Genomic DNA, 22,934 nt, shown 5'->3' with positions numbered 1-22,934 from the left:
GTGATGTGCACTTATGACACCGCAGCGGCGGCGCCCACACGCGCCAACCTCGGAAGCGTGGGGACCTTGGAAACGACGCGCCGGGTGGATGCCACGGCCACCCATTCTGGACAAACGATCGGCACCGACTCAAAATAGCATTTCAGGCATTCTTCGAATTTCAAAGGAGGTCGTCATGCGGGCGGTTTGGGGTTGTGTGTTGGCCTTGGGACTCGCCGCCTGCGGGGGGATGGAGCCCGGCGCCGAAGAGAACGCTGCGGGGCTGGAGAACGCTGCTGCCATCCAGTCGGAGTCCTCGGAGCTCACCGGTACCTGCGAGTCGCTGAGCGGCACGTTCTGCAGCCCGAGGCCACTCGAGCGCCCCTGCTACTGGAGCGATGGCGCCGAGGGTTACTGCTATTGCCAGGACCCGCCCTTCAACAAGTGGCTGTGCGACTACGTCGGTTGATGCACATGTCCGCTCCTCGGCCACCGAGATGGCCGAGGAACGCGGCCCGGCTCCGTCGCACCTTGAAGTCGGCGACCCATCAGGTCCAGAGTCCACGCGCCCCGCGCTGCTGGAGACTGCCTTGGTTCGCCTGTTCGCACCGCTGCCCGACCCCGCGCCCACCGAGGTGGAGCTGACTGGCGAGCGCCGTCATTACCTCCTCCATGTCCTTCGCCTGGAGGAAGGTGACGCGCTGGAGGTCTTCGACGGCCAGGGCCGGGCCTTCGAGGCGCGGGTGGCGCACGTCACGGCGGAATCGGTGCGCGTGAGCCTGGGCACGGCGCGCGTGGCGCCGCCTCGCCGCGAGGTGAGCGTGCTCCAGGGGTTGCCCAAGGGAGACAAGCTGGAGCTGGTGCTCCAGAAGGGCACCGAGCTGGGCGCCACCGCGTTCCATCCGGTGGCCACCGCGCGGAGTGTCGTGAAGCTCGAGCCCAAGCGCGCGGAGGAGCGCACCTCGCGGTGGATGAAGATTGTCGAGGAGGCCGCCCGTCAGTGCCGCAGGAACGACGTGCCGCGCGTGGCCACGCCCGCTCCACTGGTGGATGCGGCCCGCTCGCTGGCCGCGGGCACCGTGCTGCTCGTGCTCGACGAGGAGGAGTCCGCGGTGCCGCTGGGCGAGGCGTTCCGGGCGGCGGGCGCTGGCACGCCGGTGGCGCTGGTGATTGGCCCCGAAGGGGGGCTTGCCCGTGAAGAAGTGGATGCCTTGAAGGGACTGGGGGCGCGGCCTGTCACCCTGGGCAAGCGCATCCTCCGCACCGAAACGGCGGCGCTCGCGGCGCTCGCGGTGATGATGCACCTCGACGGAGAACTCGGGTAGTAGGGGGGCAGCCGGGCGCCCGGCGTGCGCGGTTCACACTGTCCAAAGATGATTCCTACGTTTCTGCCGAAGGGGACCTCGTGTGGTCCCTCAACACAGGAGAGACGCTCATGGGGATCATCGCATTCATCGTCATCGGCCTCATCGCGGGTCTCATCGCCCGCGCCATCCTTCCCGGGAAACAGAGCATGGGGCTGATCGCAACCACGTTGCTGGGCATGGTCGGCTCGCTCGTGGGTGGCCTCGTCGGCTCGCTGTTCCAGCGCGATGGGCGGCTCTTCGACCTGAGGCCCTCGGGCATCATCATGTCGGTGATTGGTGCCATCGTCGTGCTCCTGCTGGTGGGCGCAGCGGGACGACGACGCGTACACGCCTGAGAGTGAAGGCCTCTCCACGCCACGTCCCCAGACGGCGTGGGCATGACGTGGTGACGAGCCCCTGACGGTTCCTCGAGCGAGGGGCCTCGGGGGCTCGCACTTTTCTTGCCCCCGGCTCATGGCTGTCTTTTCATGTAGCAGTCGTCCAGCCGGAGGAGTTTCGTTGTCCAAGTGCTTGAAATGCGGTGCCGTGCTTCCACCCGTGGGTGAGTGCTCCGCCTGCGACGCCGTCACGCCCCGCGCCCCCGGAGTGCCCAGCCTCCTCGATCGCGACATCCGCATCGACCGCCGCGCGGAGCAGCGCGCGGAAGAGGTGTCCACGCTCCCGGGCCTGCCGACCTTCGCCGACCTGGCGCAGCACGCACCGCCGCCTCCTCCTTCGGTGGCCCCGCTCTCCACGCCCCTGCCCGGAGCCGCCGCGCCGCGCACCGCGCAGCCCCGCCCCTTGCAGCAGCCCGGCGCCGAGGCCCTTCGCGCCGCGCAGCCTTCCGAGGTGTCGCCGCGCCCGGTGGCGCAACAGGCCGCGCCCCGCGCCGCACCGCCCGTGGCGGGAGCGCCGCACCCCGCGCAGCCCGGAGCCGGCGCACCGCAGGCCGCGCCCCGCGCCGCACCGCCTGGAGTGGGTGCCCCGCACACCGCTCAGCCCGGCGCCGCCGCGCCCCGCGCCGCACCGCCTGGGGTGGGTGCCCCGCATGCCGCTCAGCCTGGCGCCGCCGCGCAGCAGGCCGCGCCTCGCGCCGCACCGCCTGGAGCGGGGGCTCCGCATGCCGCTCAGCCTGGCGCCGCCGCGCCCCGCGTTGCACCGCCTGGAACGGGCGCTCCTCACGCCGCGCACCCCCGCGTCGCTCCGGCGACCGGCTCGCCCATGACGCCCGCCTACGGCACGCCCCCGGTGGCCCCGGCGCCGCGGCCCCAGGCTCCGGCGCAGATGGCGGCACCGGCCATTGCCCCGGTCAGCCTTCCCCAGGCCGCGCCGGCCCCGGCCTCCCCGGGACTGCCCCGAATGGAGCCGCCAGCGCCTCCGGCCGAGGCGCCCGTGGCGTCCTCCGCGGGCCTTCCCCGGATGGAGCACGCGGCAGCGGGCCCCGCCGGCTTGCCCCCGCTGGAACAGGCACCCACCGGCCTGCCCCACCTGGAGCCCCTCCTCCCAGGGGTGTCGGTGGGTGTGGCGCGCTCCGAGGCCATCCGGACGCCCTCGTCCCGGGCGAAGGCCGCGTCGGACACCACGGAGGTCCACGCCCGCCCGGCCGCGCTGTGGCGGCGGCTGCTGTCCTTCTCCATCGACGCGGCGGCCATCGCCGGGGTCGCCGCGCTCTACATCACCCTCGCTTCGTCGGTGACGGGGGCCAAGGCGCCCGCGGCGGGGCTCACGGGGCTCGATGCCTTCGTGGCCTGGCTGCGTGCCCTCCACACCATCCTCGTCCCCGGCTTCTTCCTGGTCCTGGTCCTGGGGCTCGTGTACTGCGCCGTCGCCGCCTTCCTCTGGAATGGCCGGACGCTCGGCCGGCTGCTCCTGGGGCTTCGGCTGGTGGACACACATGGCCTGGCCCCCGCGCCGGGCCGTGCCATCGTGCGCGCCCTGCTGGCCAGCGTGTCCTTCGCCTTCTTCCTCGGTGGCTTCTGGATGGCGCTTTTCGACCGGCGCGGGCAGACGCTTCATGACAAGCTGACGTCCACCTTCGTCGTTCAACCGAGCTGAACCACCGGCTCATTGTGCCTTGCGGCCGCGGCCGTAAGATGCCGCGTCCTACATGCCCGCCCGTCTCGCCCAGCTCCTTGTCTCACGCATGCTTCTCACGCAGGAGAAGGCGGGGGAGGTGCTGCGCCAGCACCAGTCCCTGGGCGGGCAATTGGACTCCGTGCTGCTGGAGCAAGGGGTCGCCACCGAGCCGGAAGTGCTCGCGATGCTCGGAGAGGTCTCCGGCTTCATGCCGGTGAACCTGATGGACTTCGAGCCCAACCCCGAAGTCGCATCCTTCATCCCGCCCAAAATCGCCGAGCGGCTGTGCGTGGTGCCCCTGTCGCTCGACGGCAACACGCTGCACGTCGCCAGCGGCTACCCGGTGCCGAAGAAGGAGCTCGATGAGGTCGGCTTCCTGCTGGGGAAGCCGCTCGAGCTGTGGGTGGCCACCGAGGTCCGCATCCGCGAGTGGGTCGCCGCCATCTACCGCCAGCCCCTGGCCCCGCGCTTCGCCCGGCTCGCGGCGGCGCTGGACCCGGAGGCCCAGGCGGCACAGCCGCCGCCCCCGCCCCCCGCCGCCGAGGAAGAAGCCCTCAGCGTGGACATGGTGGAGCGCCTGGCCCGCTCCGTCGCGGAGGAGCCCCTTCCGGTGGAGGCCGTCACCGCGCCGGCATCCCGCCCCGGGGCCAGCGCCCAGCGCCCGCCCCCGCCGCCTGCCGAGGCCCTCGCGGCCACGCCCGAGCCGCTGCCCCCGCCGCCGGGGCCTCCCGCGTTCGTCCGGGCTCCGCTGCGCCTGAACATGCCGTCGGCCGAGTCGACCGCGCGTCCCGCGCAGCGCCCCAACGCGCAGGCCGCGCAGATTCCGGTGCTGACCTCCACGCCCGCGGCGTCCACGGCCCCGTCCCATGGGGCCTCCGCCCGTGCAGGGACGGCCGGTGGTCCGCCCGTCCTCACGCCCTCCACGTCCGCTGGACAGGTGGGGGCCTCGCATGGCGCCACCCCATCCCCGAGCGCCAACGCCGGGGCTCCGGGCGGTGCGTCAGCCATTCCGGCCACCTCGCCGCAGGGCGCCCGTGGCCACACGCCGCAGGCGGCTGACGCCGCGCCGCAGCCCCCGGTGCTGTCTCCAGTGGGCCCGCCGCAGGTCTGGCCTCCCGCGCCGCCCGCCGCCACGGGGACGCCGCAGGTCTGGCCGCCCGCCCCGGCCCAGCCCGCTGCGCCGCCCACGCTGAACTTCGCCACGCCGGTGGCGCCACCGCCCAAGCCCGCGGCGCCTCCGCGCAGCGAGCCCGCGTTCCTCGTCTTCCCCAATCCGGGTGGCGCCGCGCAGGCTCCGGCGTCCCCGGCGCGCCCCAAGCCGCCCGCGGCAGCGGAGAGCCGTCCCTCGGCGCCCGCCGCGAGCCAGGACGTTCCCGACTGGACGCTGGCCCAGGCGCGCGCCGCGCTGAAGGACGCCACCAAGGACCGCGACCGCCTCATCGACGTCGCGCTGCGCTTCGGCCGGCGGACCTTCGACTACGTCGCCGCGTTCGCCGTGCTGCGAGGCAGCGCCACGGGCCTGGAGGCTCGCGGCGACGGCATGGTGGGCGAGCCGCTCACCCAGGTCTCCGTGCCGCTCGACGCCAGCAGCGTCTTCCGCACGGTGGCCGTCACCCGCGGCAGCTACGCGGGCCCGCTGCCCCCGGACGCGCTCACGCGGCACTACCTGGAGCAGTTCGGCCGCCAGACGCCGCGCACCGTCTTCCTGTACCCGGTGGAGGTGAAGGGCCGGCTGGTGGCCATCCTCTACGGTGACTGCGGCCAGCGGCCCATCAGCCAGCGCCGCCTGTCCGACTACATCCTGTTCTGCCAGGACCTGCCGGCGGCCTTCCAGGAGCTCATCCTCTTCCGCAAGCAGCGCGTGTCGGAGCTGCGCTCGCCGGACGAGGAGGACTTCAGCATCGACGTGGACCTGCCCGTGGCCAGCACGCCCGCCCCCGCGCCCGCGGTGGTCGCCGGCCTGGGCTGGAGCCCCTTCTTCGGCCGTGGCGCCACCGGAAACATGGGCCGCGCCGCCGCGCTGCCGCCGCGCCCGCAGTCGCAGGAGGAGCGCCCGCCCCCGGACTTCGCGCCGCTGCTGCGCCGCCTCACCGGCCCGGACGCCGCGCAGCGCGCCAACGCCATGGCGGAGCTGGCGCGCTCGCCCGAGGCCAGCGCCCGCGTGCTGGCGCAGCACTTCCCCGGCCCCACCGCCTGGAGCCGGCTGCCCGTGGTGGAGCTGCCCGAGGCGGACGAGCTGGGGCCCATCCCCGGCGCGCTGTCGCGCCTGGGCCGCCCCGCCGCGCAGGCCGTGTCACCGCTGCTGGACTCGCAGGACGCAGACACGCGCTACTTCGCGCTGCTCACCGCCGGCAACCTGCCCTACGTGGAGCTGGTGGACGGCGTGCTGCGTGGCCTCTTCGACCTGGAGCCGGACATCTCCAGCGCCGCGCGCGTGGCCGCCGCCGCGCTCAAGCAGCTGCCCCGCCTGGACGCCGCCCTGCGCGACCTGCGCCAGGAGCTGAACAGCCGCGACCCGCTGCGCCGCTCGCTGGCCGCGCGCGCCCTGGGCACGCTGCACGACCGCGACGCGATTGAAGGCCTCATCCGCCTCACGGGCGGCGACGACGAGATGTGCGCCCAGGCCGCGGCGGAGGCGCTGCGCGAGGTGACGCGCGCCACCCTGGGCCTCGACCCGCGCCTGTGGTCGGTGTGGTGGACGGAGAACCGCAGCCGCCGCCGCGCGGACTGGCTCGTGTCGGCGCTGCGCCACCGGGAGCTGGATGTGCGGCTGGCGGCCATCGAGGAGCTCAGCCGCGCGCTGCACGACACGCTGGGCTACTACGCGGATGCGCCGGAAGCCGAGCGCGAGCAGGCGGTGCGCCGCTGGGAGGCCGCGGCGGTGGAGCCGGCCAACGCGCGCCGGCTGGGCATGCTCTAGTCTCGGCCCATGACGGGTGGGATGTGGATCAGCCTGGTGGCCTGCGCGGGCCAGCTCGCCCTGGCGGGGCTGGCGCTGGCGCGCGTGGGCAAGAGCCCGCTGGCCCTGCCGCTGTCGGTGCTGTGCATCGCCCTGTCGACGTGGAACTTCTCCGGCTTCGCGCTGGTCCGCGCCGACGAGGAAGGCTGGCGCCTGGTGGGCTTCAGCGCGGGCCTGATGACGGTGCCGTGCGCGCTGCACTTCATCCTGTCCTTCGTGGGCCGGCGCCGCCGTCTGGCCTGGGCCATGTACGGCGCCTATGCCGTCTTCGGCGTGCTGGCCATCGCCATGCTGGTGGCGCTGGGGGCTTCGTCCCTGGAGGCGCACCTGCTCACGCTGCGCTTCGGGCTGGTCGTCTCCGGGCTGGCCATCCCCGTGCTGGGCTGGGGCTTCGCGCTCCTGGCCCTTCACGTGCTGCGCTCGCGGCACCCGGACGAGCGGGCCCGCGCGGCCCTGGTGCTGCTGGGGCTGACGCTGGTGGTGGCCCTGCTGATGACGGAGCTGGCGGCGGAGCTGGGCCTGGAGGTGCTGCGGCTGGGCCACGTGGGCACGCTGCTGGGCCTGCCGGTGATGGTCACCGCGACCCTGCGCTTCGGCCTCTTCGGTGACGACCCGGGCGCGCCGCGGCTCGCGCTGCACGCGGCGGGCATCGCGGGGCTGGGCGTGCTGGCCTATCTCGCCGTCGTCCGGCTCTTCGTCGCGCAGGCCGGCACGCTCATCATCTGCACCACGGCGGTGACCTTCGCCCTGGTGGCGGCGACCCGGCGGGGCGTCATCGCCTACGTCAGCCGCAGCGAGCGACTGGAGCGGCTGGCCACGCTGGGCCGCTTCTCCGCGCAGATGGCGCACGACCTGAAGAACCCCATCGCCGCGATGAAGGGCGCCGCGCAGTACCTCAAGGAGGAGCACGCCCGAGGCCGGCCCTGGGACACGCATGGCGAGTTCCTGGACCTGCTGCTGGAGCAGGTGGAGCGGCTGGACCGCGTGGTGGACACGTACCAGCGGCTGGCGCGCGTGGAGCCCCTGCCGCAGCCGGTGGACCTGCACCGGCTGGTGGAGGGCGTGCTGTCGCTCCAGGCCTTCGCCAGCCCGGGCAAGGTGTCCATCGTCCGCGAGCTGGCCCCGAGCCTGCCGCCGTGCGCGGGCGACCAGGACCTGCTGGCCAACGCGCTGGAGAACCTGGTGCGCAACGCCTGCGAGGCCATGCCGGACGGCGGCACCCTCACCGTGCGCGCGCTGCCGGACGCGGAGGGTGTGGCCCTGGAGGTAGAGGATACCGGCCAGGGCATGGACGCGCGCACCCGCGAGCGCGCCTTCGACGACTTCTTCACCACCAAGGCCACCGGTAGCGGCCTGGGGCTCGCCTTCGTGCGGCGCGTGGTGGAGGCGCACGGCGGCGAGGTGCTCCTGACAAGCCGGGAGGGGCGCGGTACGGTGGTCCGCATGCGCCTGCCCGCCGCCGACGGAAGCCTGGTGCGCGAAGACGCTGGAGAAGCCGCGTGAACGAGTCATTGAAAGGCACGGTGCTGCTGGTCGACGACGACCCGGCCGTGGCCAAGGTGCTGGGCGCCCTGCTCACCCAGGCGGGCCTGACGACGTATCCGGCGCGCGATGGGCAGGAGGCCCTGGCCCTGCTGGCGAGCAAGCCGGTGGACGTGGTGGTGAGCGACGTGCGGATGCCCGGCATGGATGGCATGCAGCTGCTCGCGGAGGTGTCGCGCGGCTGGCCGGACGTCCCCGTCATCCTGCTCACCGCGCACGGCACGGTGCCCCTGGCCGTGGAGGCGATGAAGGCGGGCGCCGCGGACTTCGTGCTCAAGCCCTTCGACCGGGAGGAGATTCTCTTCACCGTCCGCAAGGCGCTGCTGCGCGCGCACCGCGACGACGGGCGCCAGCAGGCGCGGGCCACCGGCGGCTTCATCGGCCAGAGCCGGGCCATGGCGGACGTGCAGGCCGTCCTCGCGAAGGCGGCCACCGGCACCGCCACCGTGCTGCTGCGCGGCGAGTCCGGCACGGGCAAGGAGCTGGCGGCCAAGGCCGTCCACGACGCCAGCCCCCGGCGCGACGGCCCCTTCGTGAAGCTGCACTGCGCGGCGCTGCCGGACACGCTGCTGGAGAGCGAGCTGTTCGGCTACGAGAAGGGCGCCTTCACCGGCGCCGCCACGCGCAAGCCCGGGCGCGTGGAGCTGGCCCACGGCGGCACGCTGTTCCTCGACGAGGTGGGAGACATCTCCCCCGCCGTGCAGGTGAAGCTGCTGCGCGTCCTCCAGGAGCGCGAGCTGGAGCGGCTGGGCGGCACGCAGACGGTGAAGGTGGACGTCCGCTTCGTCGCGGCCACGCACCAGCCCCTGGAGGAGCGGGTGAAGGAGGGCCGCTTCCGCGAGGACCTCTTCTACCGGCTCAACGTGGTACCGGTGTGGCTGCCGCCACTGCGCGAGCGCCCGGACGACATCGAGCCGCTGGCCCACCACTTCCTGGAGGTCCACGCGAAGACGAACGGGCGCCCCCCCTTCACGCTCAAGCCCGACGGGCTCGCGGCGCTGAAGGCCCAGCCGTGGCCGGGCAACGTACGCCAGCTCCAGAACTTCCTGGAGCGGCTGGTGGTGCTGTCGGACACGCAGGTGCTGGGCGGAGCGGAGGTCCTCCAGGAGCTGGCGCGCCAGCCCGGACTGGCCCCTGTGCCGGCGCCGGCCGCGACACCTCCCGCCAGCGCGCCGAGCGTCTCCGAGCCCCTGGCCGCGCCCGCCGCGGACTCCGCCCGGACGCTGGAGTCCCAGCGCAAGGAGATGGAGCGCCAGGCCATGGCGGACGCGCTGAGGCGCGCGGGGGACAACCGGACCCTGGCGGCGCGGCTGCTCGGCATCAGCCGGCGCACGCTCTACAACAAGCTGGAGGAGTACGGCCTGCTGTAGGGCCTCAGTCGGGCTCGGTCGCGAGCGCGTCCAGCTCCGCGTGGAAGGCCTCGATGAGCGCATGCGGGTCCGGCACCCGGCCCGCGTCCGCCGCCACGCCCACCGTCACCTGCCCGGCGTAGCTGAAGAGGCTCACGCCCAGGCTCAGGTGCCCCGTCTGCGGCACCCAGAATGTCAGGCCCTCCAGCCGGGTCCCCGCCAGGGACACCGGCTCGCGCGGGCCCGGCACGTTGGTGGCGACCAGCGACGCCTTGGAGCCGAAGGTGTCCACCGCCCACCGCTCCAGGGCCGCGGGCGTGTAGCCCAGCAGCTCCAGCGCCCCGAAGGTGAGCACCGCCTCGGGTGAGCGCTTCAGCCGCTCCATCCGCCGGGTCAGCTCCTGCAGCCGCCGAAGGGGCGTGCCCAGGTGGACGGGCAGCCGCAGGAACACCACGCCGAAGTGATTGCCCAGCTCGCGAGGCACGGGCGCATCCAGGGGCCGCAGGTTGACGGGCACCAGCGCATGCACGTCCTCCGGCGGCTCGCCCAGCGACTCCAGGTAGCGCCGCAGCGCGCCCGTCACCGCCGCCAGCAGCACGTCATTCACGGTGCCACCCAGCGCGCGGCCCAGCGCCTTCACCCGCTCCAGCGGCACCGGGTCTGACCAGGCGGCGCGCTTCTGCGTCCCCAGCGGGCCCCGCAGCGACGTGCGCGGGTCGGGCGGAATCACCAGCAGCTTCCCCATGGCCGCCGCGCCCCGCGCCCCCTGGACCAGCAGGTCGCCGGCGAGAATCGGCTCCGCCGCCAGCTCCGCGCCCTTGCGCAACACGGCCCGCGCCGTGCCCGCCACCGCCCGAGCCCCCCGCACCCAGCCGGCGAGCCCACCACGCTCCGGCCGGGGCGGCGGCTCCGGCGCCTCGGAGGCCCGCCCCGCCTCCGCGCCATCCGTGAGCGTCAGCAGCACCCGCGCCAGCGCGATGCCATCCGCGAGGCAGTGGTGCAGGCGCGCCAGCAGCACGTCCCGCCCGTCCGCCCCCGACACCACGTGGAGCTGCCACAACGGCCGGGAGCGCTCCAGGGGCGTGCTCATCCACTGCCCCACCAGCGCCTCCAGCGACGCGCGGTCCCCCGGCGGCGGCACCTCCAGCCGCGACAGGTGCGCGTCCAGGTCGAGCTCCGCCACGTCCTCCCAGTGGGGCATGCCCAGCAACCCGGGCACCGCGCGCTGCCGGAAGCGGGGGTAGCGCTCCACCAGCCGCTCGCGCACCACGGCCTTCAGCCGCTCGAAGTCCAGCCGGCCCTCGAACCAGAGCACGGCGGTAATCATCATCAGGTTGGCGGGTTCCTCCATGTGGAACCACAGCGCATCCACGCTCGACATCCGCTCCTGCGCCGCCATGACTCACGACCTCCCGGTGCAGGCCGTTCTACTTCTTTCCGTCCTCCGGCGTGGCGCGTTCGAACTGGAAGGTCTGCTTCGACGCGTCATCCACCATGAGGGTCAGGACGCCTTCCTCCAAATCCCAGACGTAGCTGCCGCCGCGGAACCGCAGCTTCGGCCCTGTCAGGGGGATGACGCGCTTGTCGCCGCACACCGGGCCCACGGCCTGGCCGTCCTTCGTGCGCAGCCGCACCTGGTCCTTGCCGGACGCCTCCAGCGTGCCCCACGCGCGGACCACCAGCGAGTTGCCCTGCCCCAGCGTCGCGGACTCCAGCGCGGTGCGCAGCACGAAGCACCCCAAGGGCGTCACCTGCAACGAGCGCGCGTAGTCCGAGCGCGGCTGGGGCTCGATGCGCTCCTCCCGGACCTCCTCCTCTTCCGGGAGGCTCGCGGCCACCAGCGTCCACGTCCCCACCAGCTCCCTGGGCGGTGCCCGGCCCTGCGCCTTCGCGCCCTCGCACGGGGCCGGGACTTCCTTCTCGGGGCTCGGCGGAGCGGGCTCGAAGGAGCGCTCGCAGATGGGCTGGCAGAAGCGGGCCGCGCATGCGCCGTCGTTCGGTTCGCAGCCCGCGTTGCGGGTACACGCCTTGAGCCGCTCCAGTGCCTGCTCGCAGTCGTTGCGCATGCACGTGTCGACGCACTCGGCGTCGATGCACTCGGCCACGCAGGCCCAGTTGGTGGCGCCGCACACCCCGGCCACGGTGCGCGGACGCTGCGGCGAGGATGTCTGGGCGGCGGCGAGCGGCACGGCGCCCAGCAGGAGGAGCAGGAGGACGGGGACGAGTCGGGAAGAGGACATGCCGCGGCGCAAGCTAGCCACGGCCCCCCGGGCGCGGGGACCCACCCCGCCGCCGACGCTGTCCACCCGCCAGCACTGCGGCCGGGAGCACTGCTCTCAGGTGAACTGCCAGCGCCAGGTGCGCACGTCCGAGGGCTCCACCAGCTCGAGCTCGAAGGACAGCGTGTCGAAGCGCTCGAACTCGCGCGGGTCCACGCGCAGCAGCATCATCCCCGCGTGGTTCTGCCCCCGCAGCGGCGACACGTTGAAGGACAGCTCCGCGTCGAAGGCCACCTTGTAGAAGAGGCAGAAGCCGTCCACGCGGCCCTCCTCCACCACCGGCCGCGAGTAGCGCACGCGGTGCGGCAGGCCATCGGCGACCATGGTCTCCAGGTCGAAGGCGAAGGCGGGCTCCGGGTCGCACAGCAGGTGGTCCACCTCATAGGAGCGGATGACGCGCGTGAAGTAGGACGGGTTCATCGCCTCGCGCAGCGTCTGCAAGCAGCTGTAGTCCACGCTGGGGAAGCGCTGGCTCCAGATGAAGGGGATGCACGCCTCGTCCCGCAGCTGCACCGGCTCCACGAACACCTCGAAGCGGTTGGGGAGGATGCGGCCCCCGGGCTTCAGCGCGCGGTTGCGCAGGTCCAGGATGCGCGGCACCAGCCCCACGTCGAAGAGCGCGTCGCCCAGCAGCTCGTGCAGCAGCACGTCCACCTTCTCCGGCACCTGGAACTGCCACGGCTGCGCGCGCACGAAGTCGATGTTGTCCAGCCCGTTGCGCCGCGCCACCCACTGCGCCGTGTCCAGCAGCCGCGAGCCGTCCACCGCGTACAGCTTCTTCGGGCGCCGGCCGGCGGCCAGGAAGGTCCGCAGGCCCGTGCCAGTGCACGCGTCCATCACCACCTGCCCCGGCCGCACATAACGCTCGCAGGCCCTGCGCCACGCCTCCACCCGCTCCGGGTCCGCGAGCGCGAAGTCCTGAGGCGCGGGACTGGACAGCGAGAGGCTGTCCGGCACGACGTTGCGCGGCAACTGAGACACCAGCGGCGAATGGCTCAGCCGTGAACGCAGGTCCATCAATGCCTGGCGAGGCATGTCGAGCAGATTGGGCATGTGGCATCCCCCCGGATGCGTGGGTCCTTCGGTCGGCCTTCCCGGCGCGAACAAATCACCGGGATTCCTTAAGATGCTGGACTTACAGGTTCGGCGCCATCCAGCGGCGGGACGGGACGAATGTCCGTGGATGAACAGCTCACGAGGGGAGCGGCGGCGTGAGCCCGGTGGCCCGTGCGCGGCGCGACAGCCAGTCATGGAGGAAGGCCTGCACCGCGGGGTGCTGTGACTGGCGGAAGGCCTCGGGTGGGGCGTGCTCGATGATGCGTCCCTCGTGGAGCAGCGCCAGGCTGTCCGCCACCTGGAAGGCGGAGGCCACGTCCGGGGTGATGACGAGCGCCGAGGCGTGGAGCCGGTACTTGCCCGTGAGGATGACGTCCACCACCGTCTGCGTCCTCAGCGGGTCCAGCCCCGCGGTGGGGTCGTCATAGAGGAGGATTTTCGGCTCCAGCACCACCGCGCGGGCGAAGGCGGCGCGCTTGAGCATGCCGCCGGACAGCTCGCCCGGGCGCTGCTTCGCCGCGTCCTCCAGCCCCACCAGGGCCAGCACCCGCTGGACGCGCTCGCGCACCTCGTGCTCCACCAGGTGGAGCCGCTCGCGCAGCGGGAAGGCGACGTTGTCCTCCACGGTGAGCGAGTCGAAGAGGGCGCCGCCCTGGAAGAGGATGCCCAGCTTGCGGCGCACGCGCTCCAGCCCCGCGGCGTCCAGCCAGGCCAGGTCCTCGCCATCCACGCGCACCGTGCCGCGGTCCGGGCGCAGCAGGCCGTCGATGTGCTTCATCAGCACCGTCTTCCCGGAGCCCGACACGCCCAGCAGCACGCAGGTGGTGCCGGTGGGGACCGCCAGGTCCACGCCTCTCAGCACCTGCTGGGCGCCGAACGACTTGTAGACGTTCACCAGCTCGATGGCATTGCCCTGCGCCAGCTCGGCCATCCCACGCCCCCCAGGTGCTGCCACCGCGCCGTGGGAGCGGTGGCTGGGCTGGGATTGTGGCGGCCACCGCCCGCCGCTCGCGACCCGCCTTCCAGTCGCGGGTGAGCGCACGGCCCTGGACACTGGCCCTGCGGGCTCGTGCGGCGTCAGGCCTCGCCCGGCCCGCCCCGCAGCTTCGCGCCGAAGCGGAGGAGCCGCTCGCGCGCCTGGAGCAAGGCCTCCCGGCGAATGGAGAACACCGCGCGCACCCGCTCCGGGTCCCCACACCAGGCGCCCCCGTTCAGCACCACGTGCGTGTGCTCGTACACCACGCGAGGCAGGTTCTCCGGCGTGAGGCGCACCCCGTCGACCTCATGCCCCAGCCACGCCGTCACGCGCGGCGACAGGAAGAGCCCTCCCGCATCCCCCGCGTCCGAGCGCCCGTCCCCGGGCAGCGCCGCGGCCAGCAGCTCCCGCTTCTCCGCCAGGTCGCGCCGCATCTTCACCAGGAAGGACCGCAGGGCCTTGTGCCGTGCGGGGTAGAGCAGCTGCCCGTCCGGGCTGCGGGCGTAGGCCGCGTACAGGTATGCCGCCGCGCGCGCCGTCATCAGGTGGAGCACGCCGGGCCCGCTGTCGCGCACGGCCGCGGCCAGCGCCCGGTCCTTGGTCGCCAGCCACCCGACGCGCAGCCCGCCGGCCGCGAACTCCTTGGACAGGCCTCCCAGCAGCACCGTGCGGGCGCCGATGCCCGGCACCGCGCCCTCCAACGTCACCGGGCTGGGCACCGTCTCCGCCGTGGGGCTGGTGAGATTCACGAGGCCGAAGATTTCGTCCGACACCAGCAGGCAGCGCTGCTCCACCACATAGGTGGCCAGCGCCACCAGCTCCTCGTGCGCCAGGTAGACACCGGAGGGGTTCGACGGCTGCGAGACGACGATGGCATCCGGAATGCCACCGCCCTGCCCTCGCCGCGCCAGCAGGCCCGACAGCGGCCCCAGCTCCACGTCACAGCCCGCGGAGACGAAGGTGGGCGGCAGCACGCCGTAGCACGGCGTCGCCAGGTAGACGCGGGGCGCGCGGCCCAGCCGCTGGCGCAGCGCCACGCCCAGGTGGTGGATGAGCGGCCAGACGCCCGGCGCCACCGCCAGTTCATCGGGCGAGTACCGCGCCGCGCGCGACTCCAGCAGGAAGGCGGCCACCGCCTCCGCCAACCCCGTCTGCGGTGCGGGCTCACGCGGCGCGACGCCCGCGGCGATGAGCCCTTCCACCAGCGGCGGCGGCAGCGGTCCCTCGTTCTCACCGTAGTCCAGGCGCACCAGCTCCGGGTCGTCGTCGCGGAACACCCTGGGTGCGAAGGCCGGGAAGGTCATCAGCCGCGCCATCCGCCGCGAGCGGGGCAGCGGCACCGTCGGCGCCTTCCGGACGGCGGGGGCCTCCGACTCGGTGAAGGAGATGCGGAAGGAGAGCAGGTCCGCGAAGGTGCGCTCGTAGAACCACTGCGCCAGCGTGCTGATGCGCGAGTAGGTGACCTCCGCCGCGGCCTCCAAGTCGCCCCGCAGCGGCGCGGGCACGGGCATGAGCAGCGTCAGCTCCAGGTCCGGCCACACCGCGTTCTTGATGAGGCCGTAGAGCACCACCAGGTTGGGGGCGTAGGGCTCGCGCGCCAGGAACTCGAAGAGCGTGTGGGGCTCCACGCCGCCGGTGATGTTGAAGAACGCGCTTTCGTCCAGCACCACCCAGATGCCCCGCCGCGCCGCCTCCGCGAGGATGTCGCGCAGCACGGACAGGTTGGTGCGCTCGCCCTTCTCCACCGTCAGCAGCACCATCTTCACGTCGAACGCGGACAGCAGCCGGCGAATCTCCGCCAGCGAGGTGTGCGTCACCGTGGCACGCACCCCCGCCTTCTCCAGCGCCCGCGCGTACAGCGGGTGGAGGTTGCGCGACACCAGCACCTCGTCTCCCACGTCGCACGTGGCCATCAGCAGCGAGTACACCGCCTGCTCGCGCTCGGGCGCGACGAAGACCTCGTCCTCGGCCAGCCGCAGGCCGAAGTAGCGGTCCAGGTAGCGCACCAGCTGCCTGCGGAAGGACAGGTCGCCCGCCTCGTGTGCGTAGGGCATCAGCGGACCACGCGCCAGCCGCGCCGCCAGCTCCGCCACGAAGCCCAGCTGCTCCGCCGACGCCGCGCCCAGGTCCAGCTCCTCCTGCAACGCGGACGCTCCCAGCTCGCGCAGCGCGGCCCGCAGTGCCAGCGTCTCACGTGGCAGCGCCAGGCGCGCCTCCCACACCGCCACCTCGTGCCACACCGGGTGCCCGGCCTGGAGCCACCCGAGCGCGGTGGAGGCCCGCAGCGGCTCGGGGCTGCGCGCCTCCATGAAGAACTCGAACTCGCGGCCGGTGCGCTGCTCCAGCGCCACCAGCGGACGGATGTCCGTGTCCGCCGCCTGCATCACCCGGCGCGCCACGCGCACCCGCGTGTCGAAGCCGCGGCGGGTGAACATGCGCTCGATGATGACACGGCCCGGCCGGCCGGCGAGGTTCAGCAGCAGCCGTCCGGTGGGCGACAGCCGCTCCGGCGCCTCATCCAGGAGCCGCGCGATGAGCCCGAGGCCGAAGTGGTCCTCGTAGACGTTCTGCAGCGTGCAGTAGTTGGAGAGGTCGTAGAGGGCCTGCTCGTCGGCCTGGGACAGCTCCGACGGCAGCTCCTCGCCTCTCAGCACTTGAGGGATGCAGCCCACCACGAAGTCCCACGGAGCCTCCGAGGGGACCCCACGCAGCAGGTCGCTCTCTCCGAAGGAGAGGCGGGAGGCCAGCGCCTCGTCACCGTTGAGCCACGCATTACAGCGCGCCACCACGGGCGAGTGCGGATTGAGGTCCGCGCCATGCACGTGGGCCAGCCGGGAGAACTTCGCCAGCGCGATGCAAATCCAGCCCGAGCCCGCGCCCACCTCGACGAGCCGCTTGCCCGCATACTCGTCGAGCGGGACGCTCAGCAGTCCCTCCAGGAAGGTGTAGGCCCACGCCTCGGGCGCGAAGATGGACGGGAGGAGGAGCAGCTCCAGCCGCTCCTGCGAGGCGCCCACCGCCACCGTCACCGTCACCAGCCGCAGCGGCGCCGTCTCGGGTTGGTGGCGCGCCAGCTCCGCCAGCTCACGGAGCTCGGCCAGGGCACGAGGACGCCGGTCCGCGTGGGACAGGTCCTCGGACAGCGCGCGCAGCAGGTGAAACGCCTCTCGGGGTGTGGAGGGGGAGGTCGGCATGACGCGCGGACTGTCCCGAGCGCACCGGGGCCTGTCAACGTCAGCGATGGCGCTTGGATGAAACCCTTTGGCGCCCTGGGGTGAGTCAAGGAAATGCGGACTGGCCGTAATAAAGCGCGTGGGGACGAGGCCACCCGCCACCGCGCAGGGCGGCCCCGGAAGGTGCACGCGCGGTACCGACGGAGCAGCGTCCATGTCGCTCATGCCAGTGGATGGACCCCGTAGTGGAGAGGGGGCAGTGATGGAGCTGAATGTTTCGAGGCCGGTGATTGGTGGGAGTTTCTGGAAGAAGACGAAGCGGACGCCGGCGCAGCCTCGCCGCGACGCGTCGCTGACGCGCTGGGAGTCGCAGCCGTGGCGCCGGCAGCTGCGCGACGCGGCGGAGTACGAGCGCCCGGTGGCGCGCGACGCGCTGGTGCAGGCGCTGATGGCCGAAGGGCTGACCATGGACGCGGACGCCGCGCGTTTCGCGGGCACCAGCGAGGACCGCGACTGCATCAGCATCGCGCAGGTGCTGCGCTTCGCCGACTCGCTCGCGCTGCGCATGGCGCTGGCGTGCACGGATGACCACGTGCTCCAGCTCGCGCACCTGCGCCGCAACGCCGAGGACCTGGCGGAGCGGATGATTGAGTGGGCCAACGCCGGCCGGCTGTAGGCCTGGCGTGGTCACACCGGACACGGGCAGGCGGAAAGTGCCATAGCGTCGCTCGCCGGAGGCCCTGTGGCTGGCGTCGCGCCGGCTCTGGTACCGGCAGCGGTTACTCCGGATCGAGCGCCCAGGTTCCTTCTTCCCAGCGCTTCAATGCCTGCTGCGCTTCAAAGGGCACGAGCCCCTTTCCCTTGGCGGCCTCCTCCAGAACCGCCTTGGCCTCGGCCGTCCGGTAGCGAAGCAAGTGGGCAGCAGCCATGACCCGCACGTCCATGCGCTCATGCTTGAGCAGGACAAGGAGGGCATCACGCCCTGGGTTTCCATGTGCCAGAAGCGTATCGACGGCAGCACCGTACTTCCTGGCGTGCTTGTTCCCGGTCTTGGCATCTCCCCGAAAAATGGCCTCGGTCTGCGCTGCAACGTTCAGCGCAAACTGTTCGACCAACTCCTCCAACTTCATCACCAGAACCCCTTCGCCACGTTCTCAACGGCCAGCAGCCCGAACTCGCGCTGCGCCTCGTAGGACTGCGTGCTCAACCATTGCCGCACGGTCAAGGTGCTCGAGCCGGTGATACTACGCCGGATGGACGAGTAGAGGGCGCTGACGTCAGTGTGCAGGGCTTTGTCCAGCGGAATGACGTTGTCGGTGTTGTGAAGAGCATTGGGGCCAAATCGCTCCACGTTGCCCGGCGTCTGCTCGACGATGTGGTGCCACTGCTTGTCCTTGCCCGCCGGGCCCATGGCTTTCTTGAAGCCGCTGAAGGAACCCCAGGCCCGATAGCCAATAGGACGCGCCTTGGCGGGAGTGCCGCCGCCCGTGCCTCTGGCCACCATGGCCACCGCGCCGGGCGAGAGGGCGATGGTGACGGCCGTCGCGCTCACGGCCACCGTTTCCACCTGCGCGACCGCCGCGAGCCGGATGCCGACTTGCGCTTCGGCCTGTGCCGTCGCCCTCGCGGCGCCAGGGAGGCTTGGGACCTTTGCCCCCAGCCCCGCCGGCGTGTTCCCGATGGCGGCCGTGGCCAACATGACGAATGCGCGCGCCGCGTTGCGGCCCATGACCTGGCCGTAGCGCGCGCCCGCCTCACGGAGCGCCTCGAAGGTGGTCGCCCGTTCCGCCTCCTCCACCAACCGTTTGAAGCCCGCGATGAGGCTCCAGAACGTATCGACGCCCACGTAGGCAATGAGCGAGGCGGTCATCACGGCGGCCACGCCCTTCGAGAAAGGCTCGGGCACCGTGAGCAGGATGCAGTACGTGGTCCACGTCCAGAGAACCGCGGACATCATGGCCTGGGGGTCGGCCATGTCCCTGAAGGCGTCCCGCATCTCGTCCCACACGACGCCCTGGGCCAGGGCCATGGCCAACGCGTAACGGCCATCCCCGGTGACAGTGGGACGCTCCACCAGGAGGCGCAGGCAGTCCCCCGGCTTGTTCGTACGCTCACACCAGCGCAGGTAGGCGCGCGTCAACGCCACCTCTGTCGCTGGCGGCTCACCTTCCAGGTGTTCACCCGGTCCCAGCGGAATGACTCGGTGACTGCGTGCTTCGTACAGATACGAGCCGCTGCGCGAGTCCACTTCGAACAACCGCCGGGCCATTTCCTGGGGACGCGAGGCAGGCCGCACTCGCTGGGCCAGCGCCTCGACGGTTTCAACAAAGTCGTCTTCGTCCAGTTCCACCGGCGCGCCACCACCGCTTGGAGTCAGGACCAGGGGCTCGCCGTGGCCCGTGTACAGACGCACGGACTTCGTGGTGCCGCTGCATCCGGCCAGCATCACGCCCAGCAGGGGAACCAACCATCGCGGCAGCATGCGGAGCCCTCTTGGCGCTGGCCCCGTTCTTTGGGAGTTCCTCGTCAGCGCCAGGTCATGCAATACCAGACAGAGCCGACATGCACTCCGAGTGGAGTCGATGCTGAGTCGAGCGCGGGAGACTGGCGGCGCGTCGTTGCCGTGTGTTGCGAGCGAAGAGGCGCACACCCGAGCGGCAGCACGCGGTACGACGCCTCCGCCGAGAAGGGGCCGCGATGCCAGCCCGTCCGCCTTGACAGCGTAGGAGCCCGGCTGTTCTCACGGGGGACATGCTCTCCTCGCTCGTCCTGGCCGCCACCCTGGCCGCGGCCCCCGCTCCCCGTACCGCCGCGTCGGCACAGACGCTGGTCCACGTCCCGAAAGTGGATGCGCTGACGGGCCTGGCCGCGTTCCTGGAGCGCGCGGGCCAGTACGCCGCGCTGATGCGCCCCGCGGCGTGGCGCTCGGAGCTGCATCCCTTCCTCGCCATCGACCCCACGCGGCCCCAGTCCCTGTCCGAGCTCGGCCTGGACCCGTCCGGCCCCGCCACGGTGTCCATGCGCGAGGACGGCCGCGTGTCGTGCATGCGCGTGGCCGACGCCAAGGTGTTCCAGGAGAAGGCCGCGGAGGCCATCGCCGCCGCGGGCGGCGCGGACGCGAAGCCCACCACCCGCGGTGGCGTGACGACCGTGCATGCCGAGCGCGATATGGGCGGCAGCATGGGCTACGCGCTGAAGGGCAAGGAGGTCTGCGCCTTCGGCGCCGCGGAGCAAGGCGGTGCGGCCCTGCTCAAGGAGTCCGTCCGGCTGGTGGGCAAGACGCCCGCGCCGGATGCTCGGCTGGGCAAGCTGCCGGGCGTGGCCTACGTCGTGTCCGGCAACACGGTGGTGGGCCTGGACGGCACGGCCACCTCGCTCCAGGCCGAGGGCCTCACGACGAAGCTGCCCCTGCCCACGTTCCAGGCGAAGGGCACCAGCCCCTACGCGGCGATGAAGCTGGAGGGCCTGCTCGTCTCGCGCGCCTCGGTCACCCCCAAGGGAGTGATGCAGTCGGTGGACACGATGCGCGGCACGCTCCAGTCCCTGTGCCCCGCGTGCCCGAGGGAGCAGCTCCAGTCGATGGCGAAGGCCGTGACGAAGCAGCTCACTGGCAACCTGCTGGTGAACATGGACCACGTGCAGGTGCGCGGCTCGCTGCGCGCGATGTCGTCACGCTTCTTCGCGGTGCGGCAGGCCGTGGCCGCCGAGGTGAAGGATGCCGACGCGGTGAAGTCCGCGCTGGCGCCCCTGGGCCAGCTCCCCGACGTGAAGGCGCTGCAGGACGGCTGGCTGCTCCCGCTCAAGGGTGGCAACGTGCTCGTGCGGCTCAAGGACAAGCACCTCGTCCTGGGCAACGACGAGACGGTGACCCAGGCCACGCTGGCGGCGCTGCCCGAGTCCAGTGTGAAGCAACAGCGCGCGGTGGACTTCGCTGTGGACCCCAAGCGCCTGGCGCGGGGGCTGTCGCAGATATCGCTGTCGGACATCCTGACGGACGAGCTGCTGGCCGGGCTCTTCGCCGCCAGCACCGAGCTGGGCCCGCTGCTGGCGCGCAGTGAGCGCATCACCGGCTGGGTGGACACCGTCCCCGGCGGCACCCACCGCGTCTCGCTGACGTGGACGCTGCCCCCGCAGTAGGCGGAAGGAGGACGGCGACGGACGTGAGCCTTCGAAGGAAGGGCGGCGCTCAGTTCCGACCGTAGACGCGGCGCCGCTGGTAGCGGAAGAACCCTGACTCCTCCTCGCGAGCGATGGTCGGCGCCTCGTGTCCGAAGTACTGCTCGCGCAAGGAACGCAGCTCGGCCTCGAGGGCCTCCCCCTGCCCGAGCCGGGAGAACAGCTCCGCTCGCGCCTTCATGTACGAATGCCCGTTCTCCCAGCGCGCGTCCCGGTGCGCATCGTCCGCCGCTTTCTGGGCGATCATCTCCTCGGAGAAGCCCATGCGCCGCCGGATGTCGGCGAGGGCGGCCCGTCGCTCCTCGACCGGCATCGCGGCGAGGCGTGCCTGCACCGGCTCGAGCCGCAGGAACAGCTCGGTCGCCTGCGAGCGCACCAGCCGGGCCTCCGGCTTTCGGGGGTCCACGCCGGCGACCGCGGACAGTCGGTCGAGAAAATCGCGCTGCTGCTCCTCGAGCGAGAGCGTCGGGTCCACGCCGAGGAGCGCTCGCCGTCTCGCCTCCTCCTCGTGCTCGTGGGCGGACGCCGCCTGCATCACTTGCGCGACCACCGCCCCGGCCCGGTCCTTCTCCGACGGTCGGGGGGCCTCGCTACGGAGCTGTCGTTGCGGTTCCCTGGGACTCGCCGCAGCGGGCCGCGACTCACCGCTCCGCACGGCCGGCGCGGCCCCGCCTCGAAAGAGGAGGTTCGCGCCAGCCGTGAGGAGTGCGCCGGACGCGAGGAGGACGATGATTCTCCCGCGCCGACCGCGCATCAGAGTCGAGGCTCCAGCTCGGACCAGATGAGTCCGGCGATCTTGTTCGAGCCCGAGGTCGACGGGTGGACACCGTCGGCCTTGATGTCGGCGTTGGTCATCACCTGCCGTGGGTCGACGAACCCGCAGTCGACGACCGCGTTCGAACACGCCGCCGCCAGGATCTGGTCTCCGTAGTCGACGGCCTCGTCGAGGTCACTGGCGCCGAGGAGTCCAGCCTTCGTGTAGTAGTAGCCGAGGTAGACGACGTCGGTGACGCCACTGGTCGACATGTCGTTCAGCAGGTTCGCCACGTCGACGTAGATGTCATCGATGTACTCCCGGCAGCTCTGCGAGAGGCGGCCAAACTCATACCACTGCGTCTTGCAGTCGTAGGGGTCGGCGAGCGCGATGGTGGGGATGAGGATGTCGTTTCCTCCGCCGTCCATCACCACGATGCGGCTGTTCGGATTGTCGCTCTCGGCGAGGTCGAACTGCCCGCGAACCGAGGGGTTGATGAGCCCGCCCTCAATCTCCGCGCCGGAGGTCGTGTAGTTGCGGAACGTATTGCCCGCCTCTGCGTGGATCGCGCTCTGAATCTCCCCCGAGAGCGCGAAGATCGAGTCGCCCAGGAAAACGACGTCGTTGTTGTCCGCGTCGGGAATCCACGGGGCGCTCATGAGCTGACCGAGGCCACAGCCAGCGAGGAGCGCGGGAGCCGAGACTGCGAGAGCGCGCGTCCACCGGAGCAGCCGCGCGCGACCAGAGACTGGGTTCTTTCCCATACGTGTCCTCCTGCCGGCGGAGCCGGCCCACCAGCGTGAATTGGAGGAGCCCTCCGAGGGGAGGAGGAGAAGCTCCCCCGTGATGACTGCTCCGCCATCCGGACTATCCGGATGACGTCCTAATCAGCACACAGCCTTGATTTAAAAGTCAAACCGGTCAACTCGACTCAATCTGAAATACCAAAGAGAGCTGCGAGGCGAAGAGACGACGTCGGCGGACCCATGTGCTCCACAGCGAGCCCGTGGAGGGCGCGCTACCAGACTGTCCTGGGCAACGACGAGACGGTGCCCCAGGCCACGCTGGCGGCGCTGCCCGAGTCGGGCGCGAAGCAGCAGCGCGCGGTGGACTTCGATTGGGGCCCGCCGTCAGCACTGAGCGAGGCCCGCTGCTGGCGCCAGGTGAGCGCATCATCGGGTGGCTGGACACCGTCCCCAGCGAACCCCATCGCGTCTCGATGGCCTGGGCGCCGCCCCAGCCGTAGCCAGACGCGGACCGCAGCCATAC

Annotated in this window: 18 protein-coding genes; 9 read left to right on the top strand and 9 right to left on the bottom strand. The window is 72.1% G+C overall.

The window, feature by feature from the left end; all coding sequences use genetic code 11:
- Positions 1–199 precede the first annotated feature (199 nt).
- From VZL07_RS20065 to VZL07_RS20035, 7 genes are all read left to right on the top strand, one after another.
- Positions 200–448, top strand: a complete 249-nt coding sequence (locus VZL07_RS20065) for a hypothetical protein (protein ID WP_426749146.1) — start codon at positions 200–202, stop codon at positions 446–448.
- 121 nt (positions 449–569) lie between these two features.
- Entirely contained in the window at positions 570–1,304 is a 735-nt protein-coding gene (locus VZL07_RS20060) for a 16S rRNA (uracil(1498)-N(3))-methyltransferase (protein ID WP_426749145.1), read from the top strand.
- Between the two features lie 110 nt (positions 1,305–1,414).
- A complete protein-coding gene (locus VZL07_RS20055) occupies positions 1,415–1,681 on the top strand; it encodes a GlsB/YeaQ/YmgE family stress response membrane protein (protein WP_090484944.1) in 267 nt (88 codons plus the stop codon).
- Positions 1,682–1,871: 190 nt separating this feature from the next.
- Positions 1,872–3,380 carry an RDD family protein gene (locus VZL07_RS20050; RefSeq protein ID WP_426749144.1) on the top strand — a complete coding sequence of 503 codons (1,509 nt, stop codon included), beginning with the start codon at positions 1,872–1,874 and terminating at the stop codon, positions 3,378–3,380.
- A gap of 52 nt (positions 3,381–3,432) precedes the next feature.
- The gene (locus VZL07_RS20045) at positions 3,433–6,321 is read left to right on the top strand and encodes a FrgA protein (RefSeq protein WP_426749143.1); all 2,889 of its coding nucleotides are present in this window, start codon (positions 3,433–3,435) and stop codon (positions 6,319–6,321) included.
- Between the two features lie 9 nt (positions 6,322–6,330).
- Complete coding sequence (locus VZL07_RS20040) at positions 6,331–7,863, top strand: ATP-binding protein (RefSeq protein ID WP_426749142.1); 1,533 nt, start codon at positions 6,331–6,333, stop codon at positions 7,861–7,863.
- Positions 7,860–9,272, top strand: coding sequence for a sigma-54-dependent transcriptional regulator (locus tag VZL07_RS20035; RefSeq protein ID WP_426749141.1), 1,413 nt, complete (start codon positions 7,860–7,862; stop codon positions 9,270–9,272). The genes VZL07_RS20040 and VZL07_RS20035 overlap by 4 nt, the downstream gene beginning before the upstream one ends.
- A gap of 4 nt (positions 9,273–9,276) precedes the next feature.
- Here VZL07_RS20035 and VZL07_RS20030 read toward each other — a convergent pair whose 3' ends face one another.
- The 5 genes from VZL07_RS20030 to VZL07_RS20010 all read right to left on the bottom strand — a co-directional run bounded on the left by VZL07_RS20030 (position 9,277) and on the right by VZL07_RS20010 (position 16,756).
- The gene (locus VZL07_RS20030) at positions 9,277–10,650 is read right to left on the bottom strand and encodes a WS/DGAT/MGAT family O-acyltransferase (RefSeq protein ID WP_426749140.1); all 1,374 of its coding nucleotides are present in this window, start codon (positions 10,648–10,650) and stop codon (positions 9,277–9,279) included.
- A gap of 28 nt (positions 10,651–10,678) precedes the next feature.
- On the bottom strand, positions 10,679–11,491 hold the full coding sequence (locus VZL07_RS20025) for a hypothetical protein (protein WP_426749139.1): 813 nt from the start codon (positions 11,489–11,491) through the stop codon (positions 10,679–10,681).
- Positions 11,492–11,587: 96 nt separating this feature from the next.
- Positions 11,588–12,583: a class I SAM-dependent methyltransferase gene (locus VZL07_RS20020; RefSeq protein WP_426749137.1), complete on the bottom strand. Its 996-nt coding sequence runs from the start codon at positions 12,581–12,583 to the stop codon at positions 11,588–11,590.
- A gap of 139 nt (positions 12,584–12,722) precedes the next feature.
- Positions 12,723–13,517: an ABC transporter ATP-binding protein gene (locus VZL07_RS20015; RefSeq protein WP_426749136.1), complete on the bottom strand. Its 795-nt coding sequence runs from the start codon at positions 13,515–13,517 to the stop codon at positions 12,723–12,725.
- A 146-nt stretch (positions 13,518–13,663) separates the two neighbouring features.
- Positions 13,664–16,756, bottom strand: coding sequence for an aminotransferase class I/II-fold pyridoxal phosphate-dependent enzyme (locus tag VZL07_RS20010; RefSeq protein ID WP_426749135.1), 3,093 nt, complete (start codon positions 16,754–16,756; stop codon positions 13,664–13,666).
- 241 nt (positions 16,757–16,997) lie between these two features.
- On the opposite strand from VZL07_RS20010, the gene VZL07_RS20005 reads away from it, so the two are divergent.
- On the top strand, positions 16,998–17,411 hold the full coding sequence (locus tag VZL07_RS20005) for a hypothetical protein (protein ID WP_426749134.1): 414 nt from the start codon (positions 16,998–17,000) through the stop codon (positions 17,409–17,411).
- A 103-nt stretch (positions 17,412–17,514) separates the two neighbouring features.
- Here VZL07_RS20005 and VZL07_RS20000 read toward each other — a convergent pair whose 3' ends face one another.
- Both VZL07_RS20000 and VZL07_RS19995 read right to left on the bottom strand, forming a co-directional pair.
- Positions 17,515–17,865 (bottom strand): DUF2019 domain-containing protein, encoded by a 351-nt coding sequence (locus tag VZL07_RS20000; RefSeq protein WP_426749133.1) that lies wholly within the window; start codon positions 17,863–17,865, stop codon positions 17,515–17,517.
- Entirely contained in the window at positions 17,865–19,217 is a 1,353-nt protein-coding gene (locus tag VZL07_RS19995) for a hypothetical protein (RefSeq protein WP_426749132.1), read from the bottom strand. The genes VZL07_RS20000 and VZL07_RS19995 overlap by 1 nt, the downstream gene beginning before the upstream one ends.
- Before the next feature lie 269 nt (positions 19,218–19,486).
- On the opposite strand from VZL07_RS19995, the gene VZL07_RS19990 reads away from it, so the two are divergent.
- Positions 19,487–20,872, top strand: coding sequence for a hypothetical protein (locus VZL07_RS19990; protein WP_426749131.1), 1,386 nt, complete (start codon positions 19,487–19,489; stop codon positions 20,870–20,872).
- 49 nt (positions 20,873–20,921) lie between these two features.
- On the opposite strand, the gene VZL07_RS19985 is transcribed toward VZL07_RS19990, so the two are convergent.
- Both VZL07_RS19985 and VZL07_RS19980 read right to left on the bottom strand, forming a co-directional pair.
- Positions 20,922–21,461, bottom strand: a complete 540-nt coding sequence (locus tag VZL07_RS19985; protein ID WP_426749130.1) for a hypothetical protein — start codon at positions 21,459–21,461, stop codon at positions 20,922–20,924.
- 203 nt (positions 21,462–21,664) lie between these two features.
- The gene (locus tag VZL07_RS19980; protein ID WP_426749129.1) at positions 21,665–22,429 is read right to left on the bottom strand and encodes an SGNH/GDSL hydrolase family protein; all 765 of its coding nucleotides are present in this window, start codon (positions 22,427–22,429) and stop codon (positions 21,665–21,667) included.
- Positions 22,430–22,934 lie beyond the last annotated feature (505 nt).

It is taken from the genome of Pseudomyxococcus flavus (assembly GCF_050038885.1).
Taxonomy (GTDB): Bacteria; Myxococcota; Myxococcia; order Myxococcales; family Myxococcaceae; genus Myxococcus; species Myxococcus flavus.
This window is presented reverse-complemented; position numbering and strand designations above follow the sequence as displayed.